17 protein-coding genes are annotated in these 16,837 nt (G+C 39.8%); 10 read left to right on the top strand and 7 right to left on the bottom strand.

Annotated features, from left to right (window positions below):
* The first annotated feature begins 2 nt into the window (after positions 1-2).
* The 3 genes from pstC to CYP54_RS06625 are packed head-to-tail and all read left to right on the top strand — an operon-like array spanning position 3 to position 2,338.
* Entirely contained in the window at positions 3-860 is an 858-nt protein-coding gene (gene pstC / locus CYP54_RS06635) for a phosphate ABC transporter permease subunit PstC (RefSeq protein WP_103604648.1), read from the top strand.
* Positions 847-1,704 carry a PstA family ABC transporter permease gene (locus CYP54_RS06630; protein ID WP_103604647.1) on the top strand — a complete coding sequence of 286 codons (858 nt, stop codon included), beginning with the start codon at positions 847-849 and terminating at the stop codon, positions 1,702-1,704. Before pstC ends, CYP54_RS06630 begins: the two co-directional genes overlap by 14 nt.
* The gene (locus CYP54_RS06625) at positions 1,673-2,338 is read left to right on the top strand and encodes a phosphate ABC transporter ATP-binding protein (protein WP_103604646.1); all 666 of its coding nucleotides are present in this window, start codon (positions 1,673-1,675) and stop codon (positions 2,336-2,338) included. The genes CYP54_RS06630 and CYP54_RS06625 overlap by 32 nt, the downstream gene beginning before the upstream one ends.
* Before the next feature lie 26 nt (positions 2,339-2,364).
* Here CYP54_RS06625 and CYP54_RS06620 read toward each other — a convergent pair whose 3' ends face one another.
* Genes CYP54_RS06620 through CYP54_RS06605 form a run of 4 tightly spaced genes read right to left on the bottom strand, consistent with a single transcriptional unit; the run spans position 2,365 to position 5,378 of the window.
* Positions 2,365-3,237, bottom strand: a complete 873-nt coding sequence (locus tag CYP54_RS06620; RefSeq protein WP_103604645.1) for a carbon-nitrogen hydrolase — start codon at positions 3,235-3,237, stop codon at positions 2,365-2,367.
* A 1-nt stretch (position 3,238) separates the two neighbouring features.
* Complete coding sequence (locus tag CYP54_RS06615) at positions 3,239-4,165, bottom strand: cation diffusion facilitator family transporter (protein ID WP_103604644.1); 927 nt, start codon at positions 4,163-4,165, stop codon at positions 3,239-3,241.
* Positions 4,166-4,167: 2 nt separating this feature from the next.
* Positions 4,168-5,136, bottom strand: a complete 969-nt coding sequence (locus CYP54_RS06610) for an agmatine deiminase family protein (protein WP_103604643.1) — start codon at positions 5,134-5,136, stop codon at positions 4,168-4,170.
* Complete coding sequence (locus tag CYP54_RS06605; protein WP_084110060.1) at positions 5,133-5,378, bottom strand: CBU_0592 family membrane protein; 246 nt, start codon at positions 5,376-5,378, stop codon at positions 5,133-5,135. Before CYP54_RS06605 ends, CYP54_RS06610 begins: the two co-directional genes overlap by 4 nt.
* 110 nt (positions 5,379-5,488) lie before the next feature.
* Here CYP54_RS06605 and CYP54_RS06600 point away from each other — a divergent pair, with 110 nt between their 5' ends.
* The 4 genes from CYP54_RS06600 to CYP54_RS06585 all read left to right on the top strand — a co-directional run bounded on the left by CYP54_RS06600 (position 5,489) and on the right by CYP54_RS06585 (position 8,491).
* Positions 5,489-6,142, top strand: coding sequence for an amino acid ABC transporter permease (locus tag CYP54_RS06600; protein WP_103559227.1), 654 nt, complete (start codon positions 5,489-5,491; stop codon positions 6,140-6,142).
* Positions 6,129-6,797 carry an amino acid ABC transporter permease gene (locus CYP54_RS06595; RefSeq protein ID WP_103604642.1) on the top strand — a complete coding sequence of 223 codons (669 nt, stop codon included), beginning with the start codon at positions 6,129-6,131 and terminating at the stop codon, positions 6,795-6,797. Before CYP54_RS06600 ends, CYP54_RS06595 begins: the two co-directional genes overlap by 14 nt.
* Position 6,798: 1 nt before the next feature.
* Positions 6,799-7,536: an amino acid ABC transporter ATP-binding protein gene (locus CYP54_RS06590; protein ID WP_021091230.1), complete on the top strand. Its 738-nt coding sequence runs from the start codon at positions 6,799-6,801 to the stop codon at positions 7,534-7,536.
* A 94-nt stretch (positions 7,537-7,630) separates the two neighbouring features.
* Positions 7,631-8,491: a cysteine ABC transporter substrate-binding protein gene (locus tag CYP54_RS06585; protein ID WP_103604641.1), complete on the top strand. Its 861-nt coding sequence runs from the start codon at positions 7,631-7,633 to the stop codon at positions 8,489-8,491.
* A 411-nt stretch (positions 8,492-8,902) separates the two neighbouring features.
* Here the strand turns inward: CYP54_RS06585 and CYP54_RS06580 are convergent, their stop codons facing one another.
* The 3 genes from CYP54_RS06580 to groES form a co-directional block, all read right to left on the bottom strand.
* Positions 8,903-10,270: a phosphomannomutase/phosphoglucomutase gene (locus tag CYP54_RS06580; protein ID WP_103604640.1), complete on the bottom strand. Its 1,368-nt coding sequence runs from the start codon at positions 10,268-10,270 to the stop codon at positions 8,903-8,905.
* A 133-nt stretch (positions 10,271-10,403) separates the two neighbouring features.
* A complete protein-coding gene (gene groL / locus CYP54_RS06575; protein ID WP_103604639.1) occupies positions 10,404-12,038 on the bottom strand; it encodes a chaperonin GroEL in 1,635 nt (544 codons plus the stop codon).
* A gap of 17 nt (positions 12,039-12,055) precedes the next feature.
* Positions 12,056-12,316, bottom strand: coding sequence for a co-chaperone GroES (gene groES / locus CYP54_RS06570; RefSeq protein WP_087577938.1), 261 nt, complete (start codon positions 12,314-12,316; stop codon positions 12,056-12,058).
* Between the two features lie 168 nt (positions 12,317-12,484).
* On the opposite strand from groES, the gene CYP54_RS06565 reads away from it, so the two are divergent.
* The 3 genes from CYP54_RS06565 to CYP54_RS06555 all read left to right on the top strand — a co-directional run.
* Positions 12,485-15,028, top strand: a complete 2,544-nt coding sequence (locus CYP54_RS06565; RefSeq protein ID WP_103604638.1) for a translocation/assembly module TamB domain-containing protein — start codon at positions 12,485-12,487, stop codon at positions 15,026-15,028.
* Complete coding sequence (locus CYP54_RS06560; RefSeq protein ID WP_181001538.1) at positions 15,029-16,168, top strand: MFS transporter; 1,140 nt, start codon at positions 15,029-15,031, stop codon at positions 16,166-16,168.
* Between the two features lie 115 nt (positions 16,169-16,283).
* Positions 16,284-16,837 (top strand): hypothetical protein (locus CYP54_RS06555; RefSeq protein ID WP_141108516.1); only part of this gene is annotated, 554 nt, incomplete at its 3' end.

Raw genomic sequence — 16,837 nt, 5'->3', positions numbered from 1 at the left:
CAATGACAGGGCAAATTTTTAAAGGCGGGGTATATGCTTTCACACTTTTATCCGCCATGCTTTTGCTTTTGCTTGTGGGATTTTTACTGATAAATTCCACGAGTTTCTTTGCAGAAGTAAGCCTTTTTGACTTCTTACTAAACGGCGACTGGGACGTTAGCACAGAGCCTTTTAGCTTTGGGCTGTTTAATATCCTGGTCGCAAATTTCGTAGTTGCGTTTTTAGCTTGCATATTTTCATTTTTTATCTCGCTTGGTGTTACTATTTTTATTTGCTTTTTTGCGAGCGCCTGGCTTAGGCACGTGCTAGACTGGATGATACGGATACTAGCTGGCATACCATCTATCATATATGGATTTTTCGCACTTTACACGGTTGTAAAAATTTTAGAGTCAGGGTTAAAAATGTCCGCTGGCGAGTCAGTCTTAGCAGCTAGCCTCATCCTTAGCGTCATGATACTGCCCTTTTTTACCTCGCATTTGCTCCAAAGCGTGGATCTGCTAAAACAAAATTTCAAAACAAACTCAGACGCGCTTGGCGTAAGCACTGGATATTTTATAAGAAAAGTCATTTTTAGGAAATCTATAAAAGCTAGCATTTCAGGCTTTATACTAGCATTTTCAAGAGCAGCTGGCGAGACGATGGCTGTGATGATGGTCATAGGCAACACCCCGCTTTTTCCGCACCTGCTCTCAAAAGCTCAGACCATACCATCTCTAATAGCCCTTGAAATGGGCATGAGTGAAGCTGGCAGCCTGCACTATCACGCTCTTATTGCAAGCGGACTTGTCCTGCTTGTTTTTATATTTATGCTAAATATTTTTATCTTTAAATTTGAGAAAAACAATGAACGCTTTTAAAGATCATCTAGTCAAATTTTACGCCTATCTTTGCGTATTTATAGTGGTTGCGGTGATGTTTTGGATATTTTATTTCATCTTTGCAAATGGCATCTCTCAGATAAATTTAGACTTTCTAACTAAAAATCCGCAAGGTTTAAATTTAGGTGAGAGTGGCGGCATAAGGAACGCTATCATAGGCTCATTTTTGCTGATGATACTATCTATGATATTTTCAGCGCTTCTTGGCGTTAGCTGCGCCATTTATAGGCAAATTTACTGCACCTCTAGCACGATCAAGCTTGGGCTTAAATTTATCATCCAAACGATGGCTTCTATTCCTTCTATTTTGCTTGGGATGTTTATTTATGGGCTTTTTATCGTTAGTCTTGATATCCCTAAAAGTCTGCTAACAGCTAGCATTACGCTTGCTTTGATGGTCTTTCCATTTGTGGAAGTTAGCACAGAAAAGGTAATCTCGCAGATCGATGAGAAGATGTTAAGAGATAGCTTTGCGCTTGGCGTTGATAAAAATTTCATGGCTAGAAAGCTTGTTTTGCCAACTATTAGAAAAAATATCATATCGATCTTGATACTTGCTGGCAGCTACGCTATAGGGGCAACTGCGCCACTACTTTTAACTGGTGTCGTCTTCATGGCAAAGGCAGAAGGCCTGCTCTCGCCAGTCATGGCACTACCATTTCACCTGCACATGCTCCTAAGCCAGTCAGTCGCAACGCAAAATGCCTACGCCACGGCACTTGTACTTATCTTTATACTGATCATTTTGCACCTGCTTTCAGCCGTAGTTTTATTTGATATAGGAGAGAAAATTGCCAGATATTTTAAACATAAAAGATCTTAGTATCTTTTACCAAGAGAATGAAATTTTAAAAGATATAAATTTAAGCGTCGCCGAAAACGAGATCATCTGCCTAATGGGTAGCTCGGGATGTGGTAAATCGACATTTCTATCAGCGCTAAATGGCTTTTTAGAGCAAAAGGGCGGCAGATATAGCGGCGAGATCCTATTTAAAGGTGAAAATATCAAAGATAAGGGCGAAATTTGGCTAAGACGAAAGCTAGCCATACTCTTTCAAGACTCCACGCTCTTTCCTTTTAGCGTCGAGAGAAATTTGACCTATGCGATGGAATTTTATGAGGGGAGCATAAAAGATAAGCAAAAAAGAGTAGAAGAGCTGCTCAAAAGCGTAAATTTGCTAGATGAGATAAGTGACCTAGATATGCCAGCTAGCAAACTTTCCGGCGGTCAAAAGCAAAGACTTTGCATCGCAAGGATGCTAACTACAAAGCCTGAAGTGCTCATGCTTGACGAGCCTTGTTCGTCGCTTGATATGAAAAATATCTTGATTATAGAGGAGCTTTTAAAAAGCTTGTCGCAAAGATACACCATCATCATCACCACGCACAATGAAGAGCAGGCAAAGAGGCTTGGCGGCAGGATAGTCCGCATAGTGGATAAGAAATTTACATTTTAAAAGAGCTAGAAATTCTAGCTCCAAATTTAGTCGATAAATCTCTTTGTGATATTTGCGTAGGCATCGATCCTGCGGTCTCTTAAAAATGGCCAAATTCTGCGGACTTCTTCGCTTCTTTTCATATCTATCTCAACGATCTTGCAAAGCTCATCTGTGCTGTTTGCACGGAAAAGCTGCTCGCCCTGTGGCCCGAAAACAAAGCTATTTCCCCAAAACTTAATCCCATCCATAACGCCGCTATCATCTTTTTCAAAGCCCACGCGATTTACTGCAACAACCGGCAAGCCATTTGCTACGCTATGGCCTCTTTGCACTGCCACCCACGCTTCAAGCTGTCTTGACTTTTCATCATCACTATCACCCTCAAACCAGCCAATGGCCGTTGGATAGATAAGAATTTTTGCCCCTTTTAGCGCCATGAGCCTTGCTGCCTCTGGATACCACTGATCCCAGCAAACCAAAACGCCAAGCTTGCCAAGGCTAGTTTCAATAGGCTCAAAGCCAATATCACCAGGCGTGAAGTAAAATTTCTCGTAAAATCCAGGATCATCAGGGATGTGCATTTTTCGGTATTTGCCAGCCACACTGCCGTCACGCTCGAAGACAAAAGCGGTGTTGTGATAAAGTCCGTCAGCCCTCTTTTCAAAGAGCGAAGTGACCAAAACTACGCCGTTATCCTTAGCCACCCTGCCCCAAAAAGCGACGTCATCTTGCCAGTCATTTGCGTGATCAAAGAAATTTGTATCCTCACTTTGGCAAAAGTACTGCGTCTGGTGCAGCTCTTGGCAGACGACGAGATCAGCACCTCCTTTTTTTGCCTCAGCGATTAGCTCAAGCGTCTTTGCGATAGTTGCCTCTTTTGTGCCTTTAAATTCTTGTTGAAGTAGTGCTACTTTCATCTCATTTCCCTTCTTTGTCGTTGTACGGGTCTAAATGCGTGGTTATCTGCCACGAATAATCCCTAAATTTCTCTCTTATCTCAGCTTCAAGCGAGTCGGCCACCTCATGCGCATCGTAAAGCGAGATATCTTTGTCAAAAACTAAATGTAGCGTTAAAAATATGGTATTTGCGCTCTGCCTTGTGTTTAGATAGTGAAAATCAGAAATTCTTTCTTTTGCCTTTATCATCTTGATGATCCCCTCTGTGACTTCAGGGCTTGCTGCGTGATCTAGCAAGACACCAAGAGCGTCTTTGCCAAGGCTTATCGCGCTTTGAGCGATGTAGCCACTTATCACAATACCAAAGATCGCATCTATCATCACAAATCCGCTAAATTTAATGATAAGTAGCGAGATGATGACAGCTAGGTTGCTAAAAAGGTCGATCTTATAGTGCAGTGCGTCTGCTTTTATGATAAGATTGCCACTTTTTTTAGAAATTTGGTTTAAAAATAGCACCAAACATAACGTCACAACTACCGAAAAAACCATCACACCAAGGCTTAAGCCAAGGTCTATCTCTAAATTTGGCTCGCTAAATTTTTTAATACTCTCATAAAAAATATATCCAGCAGCCACAACGATGATGACGCACTCAAATAGCGCTGCTAACGCCTCTAGCTTTGTGTAGCCAAAGTTAAATCTCTCATCGGCTTGCTTTCTTGACTTTCTAAGCGCAAATAAATTTAAAAGCGAAACTATAAAATCAAGCATCGAGTCAATCGCCGAGCCAAGCACAGCGACCGAGCCACTAAAAAGTCCAGCTGCAAATTTCACAAGAGCGAGCAAAAAAGCGCAAGCTCCAGCTGCGATAACGGCCTTATTTTCGCCCTGAGTACACTCCTGCTTATTTATGCGGTTAAACTCATAATCAAACGGACTTGACAAGGCTAAGCCCTTTTGTATCTATTTTGGCTTGAGCAGTGAAGCGAGCCATTTTGACGGACAAAAACTAACGAATTTACACCGATGATCTTTCTATCTGGAAGCGCACGGGCTAGTAAATTTAGCACCTTTTCATCGTTTTCGTCGTTATATGTTGGCACGATTAGCGCACCATTTATAAAGATAAAGTTTGCATAGGTGCAGCCAAGCCTTTTACCCTCATAAAATTTAGGCTTAGGAAGTGGCAGAGCAAGCAGCTTAAAGCCAGTTTTTTTAAGCTCTTCTTCCATCTTTTTTAGCTCATCAAAGTGCTCGTCACTCTCGTCATCGCAAGCTGCGTAAGCGATAGTATCAGGCGTGATAAAACGCGCTAAAGTATCGATGTGGCTATCTGTGTCATCGCCTTTTATAAAACCACTTTCAAGCCAGATGATACACTTTAAGCTAAACAAACTCTTTAGCTTCTCCTCGATCTGCTCTTTACTAAGAGTCTTGTTTCTATTTTCATTTAGAAGGCATTTTGAGGTGGTTAAAAGCACGCCATCTCCATTAAACTCGACACTTCCACCCTCTAGTATCATATCAACTGGCTCAAGCTTGGTTTTGTAAATTTTAGCTAGCTCTAAATTTATCGCATCATCCTTTGAGCTCTTAAATTTACCGCCCCAAGCGTTAAATTTAAAGTCGTAGCTCTTTACGCCATCTTCAGCATAAACGTCGATCATACCGTAGTCTCTGATCCAAGTATCATCAGTATCAAGCTTAACAAACTCAACATTTTTAAATTTCTTAAACCTAGAAAAATTTGCCTCATCAGGGCAGATGAGCACTACCTTTTCAAACGGCGTAATAGCAGCCACTAGCTCTTCATAACTAGCTAAAATCTCCTCTAAATAAGGCTCCCAGTCGCTCTTACTATGTGGCAGCGACAAAAACAAAAGCTCCTGCTCTTCCCACTCTGCGTAAGCTCTCACGCTCTCTCCTTATAAATTTTATAAATTCCATAAATCGTAATGAATATCCAAAAGACCTCTATCAAAAATGAACCGAGGTTAAAGTGCACAAAAAGCGAGATGATAAGTAGCACCGCACCTGCTAAATTTATTATCTGATAGGCTAGATCGCGGCTATTTAGGCGGCCGATCTGAAGTAAAAAGTAGCCCATCACGATACAAATCATCCCTAAAAAGCCGATGATCTGAAAAAGATCGATCAAATTTTATCCTTTTTGCAAGCTTAAATTTAAAGCAAGATCATATCTAATTAGTTTTAAATTTATGATTATAAGATAAAATAACTCCATTTTTCAGATTGGATTAAAGTTTTATGGATTTTGAGTTTATTGAGAAATTTTATCCGCTTTATGTTAAGGCCGGAGTGCTTACCTGTGAGATCGCCTTTTTAGGGATCATTTTTTCTATTTTGATCGGTATTTTTTGTATGGCTGTAAAATTTTACAAGCTAAAATTTCTATCAAAAGTGATTGACTGCTACGTCGAGCTCTCAAGAAATACGCCACTTCTTATACAGCTTTTCTTTTTATATTATGGCTTGCCAAAGCTTGGAGTGTCGATGAGCGGCTTTGCCTGTGCGGTCGCTGGGCTTAGCTTTCTTGGTGGTAGCTATATGAGTGAGAGCTTTAGGCTTGGTTTTGAGGCGGTTAGAAAGTCGCAGATAGAAGCAGGACTTAGCATCGCACTTAGCAAAAATCAGCTCTTAAGATATGTTATCTTGCCTCAAGCATTTAGTGTAGCGGTGCCAAGCATTAGTGCAAATATTATCTTTTTACTAAAAGAGACAAGCATCGTTAGCATCGTGGCACTTGCCGATCTAGTTTACGTCGCAAAGGATCTTATCGGGCTTTATTACAAGACAGATGAGGCACTTTTTATGCTAGTAATTAGCTATCTCATCATCATCTTGCCAGTCTCGCTGGTGCTTAGCTATGTCGAAAAAAGGGTGAGAAATGCAAGGAGTTAGTATATTATTTGACACGCAAAATTTACTAAGACTCTTTGACGGTCTAGTCATTAGCACAGAAATTTCATTTATCTCTATCTTTATCTCTATAATCGGTGGCTTAGTGCTTGGCGTGCTTATGAGTATGAAAAACAAATTTATCTATTTTATTTTAAAAATTTGCCTAGAAATCGTTCGCATAATGCCTCAGATTGTTTGGCTATTTTTATTTTATTTTGGTGTCAGTAAGGCGTTTGATATTCACATTTCAGCATTTACAGCCTCACTCATCGTCTTTAGCTTGTGGGGAATTTTTGAAATGATGGACATCGTGCGTGGTGCAATAACATCAATACCAAAACATCAATTTGAATCAGCTGCCTCACTTGGGCTTAGTAAATTTCAAATTTACTCTCACGTCATAATCCCGCTTGCTACAAGAAGGCTGGTGCCTGGAGCTGTAAATTTACTAAGCCGTATGATAAAAACAACCTCTATCGTCGTGCTAATCGGTGTTGTGGAGGTAGTCAAGGTCGGTCAGCAGATCATCGAGCGAAATGTATTTACAAATCCTATGGCACCATTTTGGATATACACGCTCATATTCTTTTTATATTTTGCGATCTGCTATCCAGTCTCAAAACTATCAAAAAAATTAGAAGAAAAATGGAGCTAAAATGAGCGAAAATATACTAGAACTTAAAAAAATAAATAAATTTTATGGAGAGCTTCACGCCTTAAAAGATATAAATTTAGAGGTAAAAAGCGGTGAAGTGGTCGTACTTCTTGGCCCATCAGGCTGTGGCAAGAGCACAACTCTTAGATGCATTAACGGCCTTGAAAGCATCGCAAGTGGCGAGATAATAATCGATGGCGAAGTAATTGATGCTAAATTTAATGATTGGCAAAGGATCCGCCAAAAAGTCGGTATGGTCTTTCAAAGCTACGAGCTGTTTGATCACATGAACGTCATAGATAATGTCCTTCTTGGTCCTTTAAAAGTACAAAAAAGAGATAGGGCCGAGGCTGAAAAAACCGCTGATATGTGGCTAAGCAAGGTTGGACTGCTTGATAAGAAATTTGCCTATCCAAAGGAACTAAGTGGCGGCCAAAAGCAGCGTATAGCTATAGTAAGAAGCCTTTGCTTAAACCCTGAAATTATGCTATTTGACGAGGTTACGGCTGCGCTTGATCCAGAGATCGTTAGAGAAGTGCTTGACGTGATACTAAATTTAGCTAAAGATGGTATGACAATGCTAATAGTCACCCACGAGATGAGCTTTGCAAGGGCGGTTGCAAACAAGATCGTATTTATGGACGCTGGAGCGATCGTGGAGATCAGCGAACCAGAGGAATTTTTTACCAACCCAAAGAGTGATCGCGCGAAGAAATTTCTAAATTTATTCTCGTTTTAGAAAAAATAAGAGATAATTTGCCGTTTTTTTCAAAATGCGTTTAGAGCGAAAATTTAACGCTCTTATTTATTTAACTTTTTTACAAGGAGAAAGAGTGAGAAAATTTAAATTTTTCTTATTAGCATTAATCGCTACCGTCTTTCTAACGGGTTGTGGTAATGACAAAGGTGCCGACACGGCAAAAGCTGCTTCAAACGAAGCTGATGCGATCGCAAAGATCAAAGAGCGCGGATATGTAAGAATTGGCGTTTTCAGCGACAAACCACCATTTGGCTACGTCGATAAAGACGGCAAAAACCAAGGCTATGATATTTACTTTGCAAAACGTATCGCAAAAGACCTACTAGGCGATGAGAGCAAGGTAAAATTTGAGCTAGTTGAGGCTGCTGGTAGAGTTGAAGTTTTAGTAGCTGATAAAGTAGATATCACGCTTGCAAATTTTACAAAAACACCTGAGCGCGCACAAGTTGTTGATTTTGCGCTTCCATACATGAAGGTTTCGCTTGGCATCGTAAGCCCTGAAGGTGCGGTAATAAAGAGCATCGATGAGATAAAAGACAAAACCCTAATCGTAAATAAGGGCACAACCGCAGACGCGTTTTTTACAAAAAATTATCCTGACATTAAGCTTGCAAAATACGACCAAAATACTGAAACATTTGCAGCTTTGGTTGATAAAAGAGGTGCTGCACTAGCGCATGATAACGCCTTGCTTTTTGCCTGGGCGAAAGAGACTCCTGGTTTTGTTGTAGGCGTTGAAGCGCTTGGTGATGTGGACGTGATAGCACCAGCTGTTAAAAAAGGTAACAAAGTTTTACTTGACTGGCTAAACAATGAGATCATTGAGCTTGGAAAAGAAAATTTCTTCCACAAAGACTATGATGCTACACTAAAACCGATCTATGGTGACAGCGTCAATCCAGAATCACTTGTCGTTGAAGGCGGCAAACTCTAAAATTTAATGGCGTAAATTTTTACGCCATCTCTCTATCTTTTAAATTTAACTAATATGTTCGTAGGCTTTCTCAGTAGGTGATATTGTCATAAAATACATAAACTTGCATATCTGACTGAGCAGTAAGCTAGTAGGCGAGCTCCTTGCAATAATGAGCTATTTTTAAAAAAGAATGCCGACAATAGATAGGTTACTTGTGGATTTAAATTGCATTATCCGCATGAACATTCAAAAAGGCTAAGGCGCATGTATTTTATAAATTTAAATTCTAGATAATATGTATTATATAGAGCCCACAAAAAAAGAAACCCACGAAAGCTAGGCGAGAAAGATACAACTTAGTTTTTAAATATTTAAATAAAATTCTAAAAGGCATTTTGGAGTAAATTTAGCCCAAAATGCCTTTGCAAGCTACATTAAGCTCTTTAGTAGATTTGTTACTTTTTGCTCGATCTCTTCTAGAAACTCCTTACTCTTTGCCTCAAATCTAGTAACAATAACTGGCGTTGTATTTGACGCACGCACCAGCGCCCAGCCATTTTCAAACTGAATCCTTATACCATCAATATCAATGATATTTTTTATCTTTGGCAGGTCACAACTCTCGTTTTTCACGCACTCTTTTAGCTTGGCAACTATCTTAAATTTAGCCTCATCAGTCGTCTTTATCTTGATCTCATCGGTACTAAAGACAAGCGGCATCTTATCAAGCTCACCGTCAAGGTCAAAGCCTTTATGAACTAGCTCAAGCACCCTCATCATTGCATAAAGCGCATCATCAAAGCCAAAGTATCGCTCTTTAAAGAAGATATGGCCGCTCACTTCGGCTGCTAGATCTACGTTTAACTCTTTCATCATTTTTTTGATGTTGCTATGCCCAGTCTTGCCCATGAAAACTTCGCCTATTTTTGCGATCTCATCATACATATTTTGCGAGCATTTTACCTCGCCAAGCACCTTTGGATGTTTCATATTTAGAGCATAAAGATATGCTAGTTCATCGCCTTTTATATCTCTTTTTGGCGTTATAACCGCGATCCTGTCGCCATCTCCGTCAAAGCCAAATCCAAGGTCAAATTCCTTCTTTTCAATGAGTGAAAATATCTCTTTTAAATTCTCTTTTTCACTTGGGTCTGGGTGGTGATTTGGGAAATTTCCGTCTGGATCTTCATATAAAATTTTCGCATTTAGCCCAAGTGCCTTGACGATAGGCACCAAGCTCACGCCAACAGCGCCATTTGCGCAGTCAATGACAAAAGGCTTTTTGAAATTTTTAAGCTCACTAAATTCTTTTACAAAAAACTCAACGTATTTTTCTAAGATATTAAATTTCTCACAGCTCTCATCGTCTGCTATTTGCTCACCAGAGGCGATTATCTCATTAACTTTATCTTTTAAAATTTGCAGATCTTTGCCAAAAAAACTATCTTTTTTGATAGTGATCTTAAAGCCGTTATACTCTTTTGGGTTGTGAGAGCCAGTGATCATGATATTTGCGTCGAAATAATCAGCATAAACGCTAAAGTAGCCAACAGGAGTTGGAAGTAAGCCGATGCTATAAATTTTAAAGCCGCCAGCCTTGTTTAGGCCACTTAGCAGATACCTAAAAAGCGTGCTAGCACTTAGCCTTGCGTCAAAGCCAACACTTAAAGTTTTTACGCCAAATTCATTAAATTTCTTACCCAAAGCAAGCCCTATAGCCTTGACGCTATCTTCTGTCAAGTCTTTCTCAAAAATGCCGCGGATGTCGTATTCTCTAAAAATTTCATCATATTTCATTGTAAATTCTCCCTAAAAGAAAGCAAAATGATACAAGAATAAATTTAAAAAGGAGTAAATAATTTTATAAATTTAGTGAGGTTAAAGTTTAAATATAAATTCGAGCTAGAAGGCTCTAGCTCGAAAAGGGCTGCTACATCATGCCACCCATTCCGCCCATTCCGCCCATGTCAGGCATTGCAGGCATTGCTTTTTCTTCTTTTATCTCGCTGATAGTTGCCTCAGTTGTTAGTAGCAAGCTAGCCACGCTAACAGCGTTTTGTAGCGCGACTCTCTCAACTTTAACTGGGTCGATGATACCAGCTTCAAACATATTTACATATTCGCCAGTTGCAGCATTAAAGCCAAAATTTGCATCTTTGCTTGTCTCAACTGCATTTGCTACTACGCCTGCGTCAAAGCCAGCGTTTTCAGCGATTTGGCGAAGTGGAGCACGAAGCGCTCTTCTAACGATCTCAGCGCCGATTGCCTCATCACCTTGTAAATTTAAATTTACACTCTTTGAAGCAAGGATAAGAGCTGAACCGCCACCTACTACGATACCCTCTTCAACAGCTGCACGAGTAGCGCTTAGAGCATCATCAACGCGGTCTTTTTTCTCTTTCATCTCAGTTTCAGTCGCAGCACCTACTTTAATAACTGCCACGCCGCCACTTAGTTTTGCAAGGCGCTCTTGAAGTTTTTCTTTGTCATAGTCGCTTGTAGTCTCAGCGATTTGCGCTTTGATCTGAGTTATTCTAGCGTCTATCGCTGACTTCTCGCCTGCGCCATTTACGATAGTTGTGTTATCTTTGTCGATAACTACGCTTGAAGCTTGACCAAGGTCGTTTATAGTAGCGCTTTCTAGTGTTCTGCCTAGCTCTTCGCTGATGACTTCGCCACCTGTTAAGATAGCGATATCTTCAAGCATCGCTTTTCTTCTGTCGCCAAAGCCAGGAGCTTTAACAGCTGAGATGTTTAGCACGCCACGAAGTTTATTTACAACAAGCGTTGCAAGTGCCTCGCCCTCGATATCTTCAGCGATGATTAGAAGTGGTTTGCCACTTTTTTGTACTTGCTCAAGCACTGGAAGCAAGTCTTTTAAATTTGTGATCTTCTTGTCAAATAACAATATAAATGGATTGCTTAGCTCAACTTGCATCTTTTCAGGGTTTGTGATGAAGTATGGGCTTAGATATCCGCGGTCAAACTGCATACCTTCAACAACGCTTAGCTCGTCTTGGATAGACTTTGCCTCCTCTACTGTTATGACGCCATCTTTGCCGACTTTTTCCATCGCATCAGCGATAAGTTTGCCGATACTCTCATCTGAGTTTGCAGAGATAGTAGCGATCTGTGCGATCTCTTTTGAGCCTGAAACTTTTTTAGAGATATTTTTTAGCTCTTCGATAAGCGCTGCTACTTCTTTGTCCATGCCACGTTTTACTTCGATAGGGTTTGCACCGGCAGTTACGTTTCTAAGACCCTCTTTAAATATCGCGTGAGCTAGCACAGTTGCTGTTGTAGTGCCGTCGCCTGCTTGGTCGTTTGTCTTGCTTGCTACTTCTCTAACTAGGCTTGCACCCATGTTTTCGATAGTATCTTTTAGCTCAACTTCTTTAGCCACGCTAACGCCGTCTTTTGTGATGTTTGGAGCGCCAAAGCTCTTTTGGATAAGGACATTTCTACCTCTTGGTCCCATTGTCACTTTCACAGCATCATTTAGTTTTTTTACGCCCTCATATAGGCGGTTTCTTGCATCATCAGAGTAAAAAATTTCTTTTGCCATTGTTTTTCCTTTTTAAATTATTTAATCACGCCTAAAACATCGTCGATGTTTAAAACAAGATATGTTTTATCATCTAAATTTATCTCAGTACCACCGTATTTTGCAAATACAACTTTATCACCAACTTTTACACCCTCTACTTCAGTACCAACTGCTTTTACCTCACCGCTTAAAGGTTTTTCTTTTGCGTTATCAGGTATAATAATGCCCGAAGCTGTGGTCTTTGTCTCCTCTACGCGTTCGACTAGAACACGCTTGCCTAATGGTTGAAAGTTCATTGTTCATCCTTTTGGTTTAATTGTCTTTTTTAGCACTCTTTATTTTTGAGTGATAAAATTCTAGCACTTTTTTCTAAAAAAGTCAATAATTTATAGTTAAATTTTATTAAAACTTTAGTCACTTGCACTAAAGTTTTATGATATGTAAAACTAATATAAAGGAATTTTATGAAAAAAATAGCCTATATAGTAGCGGCTTTGGCGCTGATAATCCTTTGCATTTTTGGCTTTATCTTTAGCTCTTTTGGTAATAAATTTATAGCCAGCAAAATAGAAAAAGAGGCACTTACTCGCGGTATCGATGTGAAATTTAAATATTTTAGTTTAGGATTTAGCACGCTAAATTTAGAAGCGACCGTGATGAATGCCATAAATTTAAAGGCAAATGGCGAGCTTTCACTACTTGCTCAAAGTATGAATTTAAACATAGATATAAACGCCGACAAGGCAAAGGCTAGCGAGCTTGGTCTAAAAAAAGATGTCGCGCTTAAAGCAAACGTTGCTGGTAAATTTAGTGACTTTAAATTAGCGGTAGCTGGCACGGCGCTTGGCTCAAACATAAATTTAAATGCAAATTTAAAAGACTACCTGCCAAAATCTCTAAATCTTGACGCTAAAAACATCGAGCTTTCTGAGATCTCAGCTCTTGCTAAAAAGCCAAATTTAGCTAGCGGTAAGCTTGATCTAACGAGCAGTATGCAAGGCTTTGATGAGAAAAATGAGCCCATCATTAACGCTCAAATTTTAGCAAGCGACGCAGCGATAAACAAAGAAATTCTTAAAAATGAATTTGGGCTAAATTTAGCAAAAGATATAAGCTTTAAAGGTGGCGTAAATGCTAAATTTGCAAATGAAGAAGTGAGCGCAAAAACCCTCATCATCGCACCTGAAGCCACTTTAAAAGTAAACGAGATGACTTATGATTTAGCTAGTAAAAATTTAAAGAGTGACTTTTCGCTAAATGTGCCTGATCTTGCCCTTTTTGGCAAGCTTATAAATCAACAGCTAAGCGGGACTGTGGATGCAAACGGCGAAATTACAATGCAAGAAAACGCCCTTAAAAACCTAAAGGCTGGCATAAACGGCCTTGGCGGCAAGATAAATGCAAATTTCGATAGTAAAAATTTAGTCCTAAATGCCACAAATATCAAGCTAAAAGAGCTTCTAGCGCTTGCCTTGCAGCCTAGCTACGCAGACGGAGAGATAAATTTAAACGCAAATTTTAGCGGCTTTGACGAGCTAAAAAAGCTTGCAGGCGAGGCTAAATTTGAGATAAAAAATGGCCTTATAAATAATGGTCTTGCAAAACTTAAAAATGCGGCGAAATTTGAGCTAAAGGGTGGCGCCACCGCAAAAGGCGAGCTTGTAAATTTTGACGCAAACGTGCTTAGCGACCTTGGCGAGCTAAAGGATGTAAAGGGCGTTTATGACCTAAAAAACAGCCAAATTTTTAGCAAATTTGCCCTGCTCATTAGCGACCCTGAGAAATTTAAAGCGGTTAGCGGCTTTGAGGTAGGCTCAAAGATGGCGCTTGCAGGCGATGTGAAGGTCAAAGATAGCAATATAGATGAGCTAAATTTAGGCGGCGATGCCTTTGCTGGCAAGCTAAACGCCACCATAAAAAATGAAAATCTAGGTCTTAGTCTAAAAGAGGCGCAGCTAGGAGAGATCTTGGCACTTAGCGGCAACGACAGGCTGGCAAACGCTAAGACAAATGTCCAGGCAAAGGGACAAAATATCTTTAGCAAAAGTCCAAGCGTCACTGCAACGATCACTTTAAATGATGGCAAATTTAACGCCGCAGCGCTTAGCAAAATGCTTGATAAAAAATTCCCTGAAAACGAGAAATTTAGCTCAAATTTGAGCTTAGACTATAAAGGCGACGTAGCAAAATTTAGTGGCGACTTTCTTAGCTCACTAGCTGATATAAAGGGCATAGCCGGCAGCTTTGACGTGAGCAAAAGCACACTAAGCTTAAAGCTTCAAGCGGTGGTTTATGAGCTAAATAAGCTTGCGTTTTTAGCTGGCCGCGAGCTTCACGGTAAATTTACAGCCATCGTAACGGCAAATGGTAAAGTGGATGATCTAAGCGTAAAAGCCACTTCAGATGATCTATTTAAGGGCAAACTAGAGGCAACCTACAAAGGCGGCGTACTTGATGCGGTGTTAAAAAACTTTGAGGTTAAAGGCCTAACGCAGACTTTGGGGCTTGATCATCTCTATGACGGCAACGGCGATGCTAAATTTGACTACGAAACAAAGCAAAAGGTCGGCAAATTTGATATCTTGCTAAAAGAGGGTCACCTAGCCAGCACAAACCTCACAAACAACATCAAAACCTTCACCGGCAAGGACATCACAAAAGAAATTTACAAAGACGGCAAAATTTATGGTGACATAAATGGCGATAATATCGTCTTCAACGTGGATTTAAGCTCTCCAAAGAGCGACATAAAGGTTACAAACGGCACTTATAATACTGCCACAAAAATGCTAAACGCACCGCTTGTTTGCAGGCTTGAAAAGACCGATCTAAACGTGAAAATTTCAGGCACGACAGACAACCTAAAATACGATGTTGGCTCGCAGTATCTTGAGGGCAAGGTCAAAAAAGAGATAGGTAGATTTTTGGACAAAAAGCTGGGCGGCAAAGATAGCAACTCAAGCAGCGAAAAGCAAAATTTAAAGGGGCTTTTAAAAGGGCTATTTTAGATGAAAAAGGCGGAAAATTTAAAGTATCTAATGGGGCTTGGGCACTTTTGTAGCGACATAAACCAAAGTGCCCTTGGCGCGATGCTGCCCTTTTTTATCGCGAGCTACCACTACGACTACGCTACTGCCGCCTCGCTCGTGACCGCCACAAATTTAGCAAGTTCGCTCATCCAACCACTTATCGGCCGCCTAAGCGACAAAAAAGAGCTACCCTACATCGTCCCGCTTGGGCTGCTGCTTGCGGGTGGGGGCATGAGCCTCGCTGGCTTTGTCACAAACTACTACCTCATCTTGGTCTGTGTGATGATAAGCGGTATCGGTGCCGCACTCTTTCACCCAAGTGCCGCAAGTATCGTAAACTACGCCTCAAACGCCAAAAATAGAGCTAAAAGCATAAGTATATTTTCTTTTGGAGGTAATGTCGGCTTTGCGGCTGGGCCCATTTTAGTCGCCGTTTTTGTGGGAAATTTTGGGCTAAAAGGGACGCTGGTCTTCATCATACCTCAAATTTTGCTAACACTTTTATACCTCAAAAAGGGCAAATTTATAAAAGCGCTAGAAGGCAATCACAAAAAGCAAATTTCACAAAAAACAAGCGTTCTAAAAGACGATTTGGGCGCATTTTTGAGGCTTTGTCTATGTATATTTTCACGCTCGATCGTCACATTTGGCTTTTCGGCATTTTTTAGCATCTACCTCAACAAAATTTTTGGTCTTAGCAAAGAGGCTGCAAATGTAAATTTAAGTATGTTTTTTGCTGCAGGTGCGATAGCTACGTTATTTTGTGGGGCACTAGCCGATAGATACGGCCTAGTTAGGCTCATCAAAATAAGCCTAAGCATAGCTGCGCCACTAGTCGTGCTGATGCTCTTTATCGACAGCTACGCGCTATTTCTCGCGGCTTCCATGTGTGTGAGTGCCTGCATCAGCCTATCTTTTAGCCCTTCAATCGCACTTGCGCAGCTTTATTTACCAAATCAAATCGGCCTAGCCTCAGGCGTAATGCTTGGCCTTAGTATAACGATGGTTGCATATTCGCAACGGTCATCGGCAAGATCGCTGACATCTTTAGCCTTATACACTCATTTTACTTTGTCGCAGCAGTATCGCTTATATGCGCGGTTTCTAGCTACTTTTTAAGGCCAGTCACGAGATAAATAAATACCAAATTAAAATAAATTAACCTGATTTAAAATATTTAAATATTTTTTAGACTAATTACAATAAAATAACTAATTTAATTTAAGGAGTAAATTTGGAACCGTTACAACAAGAAAAAAAATATATGTTAAAAAGTGCCAGAGAGTTGGGGATTATATCTTGTATTGTGGCGATATTTAAGTATCTAGTTTTCGTTTCAGGGCTTTACAAAACCCTTGATCGTGATTTCAGTCTTATCCTCAAAGCATCCTGCGACTCTATCAGTTGGCTACTTTTATTTTTTGCTATTTCATTGATATGTTCTGTTTATAATTCCTCAAAACTAAGAACATATTTTAAAATTTTTACTATTTTCATTTTAATATATGTGATTTTAACTCTTTTGACTTTTAAAATTGTTATGTATCTAGGAGAAAGAAATTTTAACAATGATGATTTTATCTTTACGATATTGAATCATTTTTATAGCGACGAAGAGATCATGTATAATCATGACCTGTTTAAACAGCTATTTATTTATCGTAGCTATTTATTGAGAGTATTATTCGTAACAGCATCACTATTTTTATTTATATCTATCACAAAATTAATAAAAACAACAAAAGAAAAAATGTTTTGGACTTATGCATTATTTGGCGCATCTCATAT

Origin of the sequence: Campylobacter concisus (assembly GCF_002914005.1) — a bacterium.
GTDB classification, from domain to species: Bacteria; Campylobacterota; Campylobacteria; order Campylobacterales; family Campylobacteraceae; genus Campylobacter_A; species Campylobacter_A concisus_N.
This window is presented reverse-complemented; position numbering and strand designations above follow the sequence as displayed.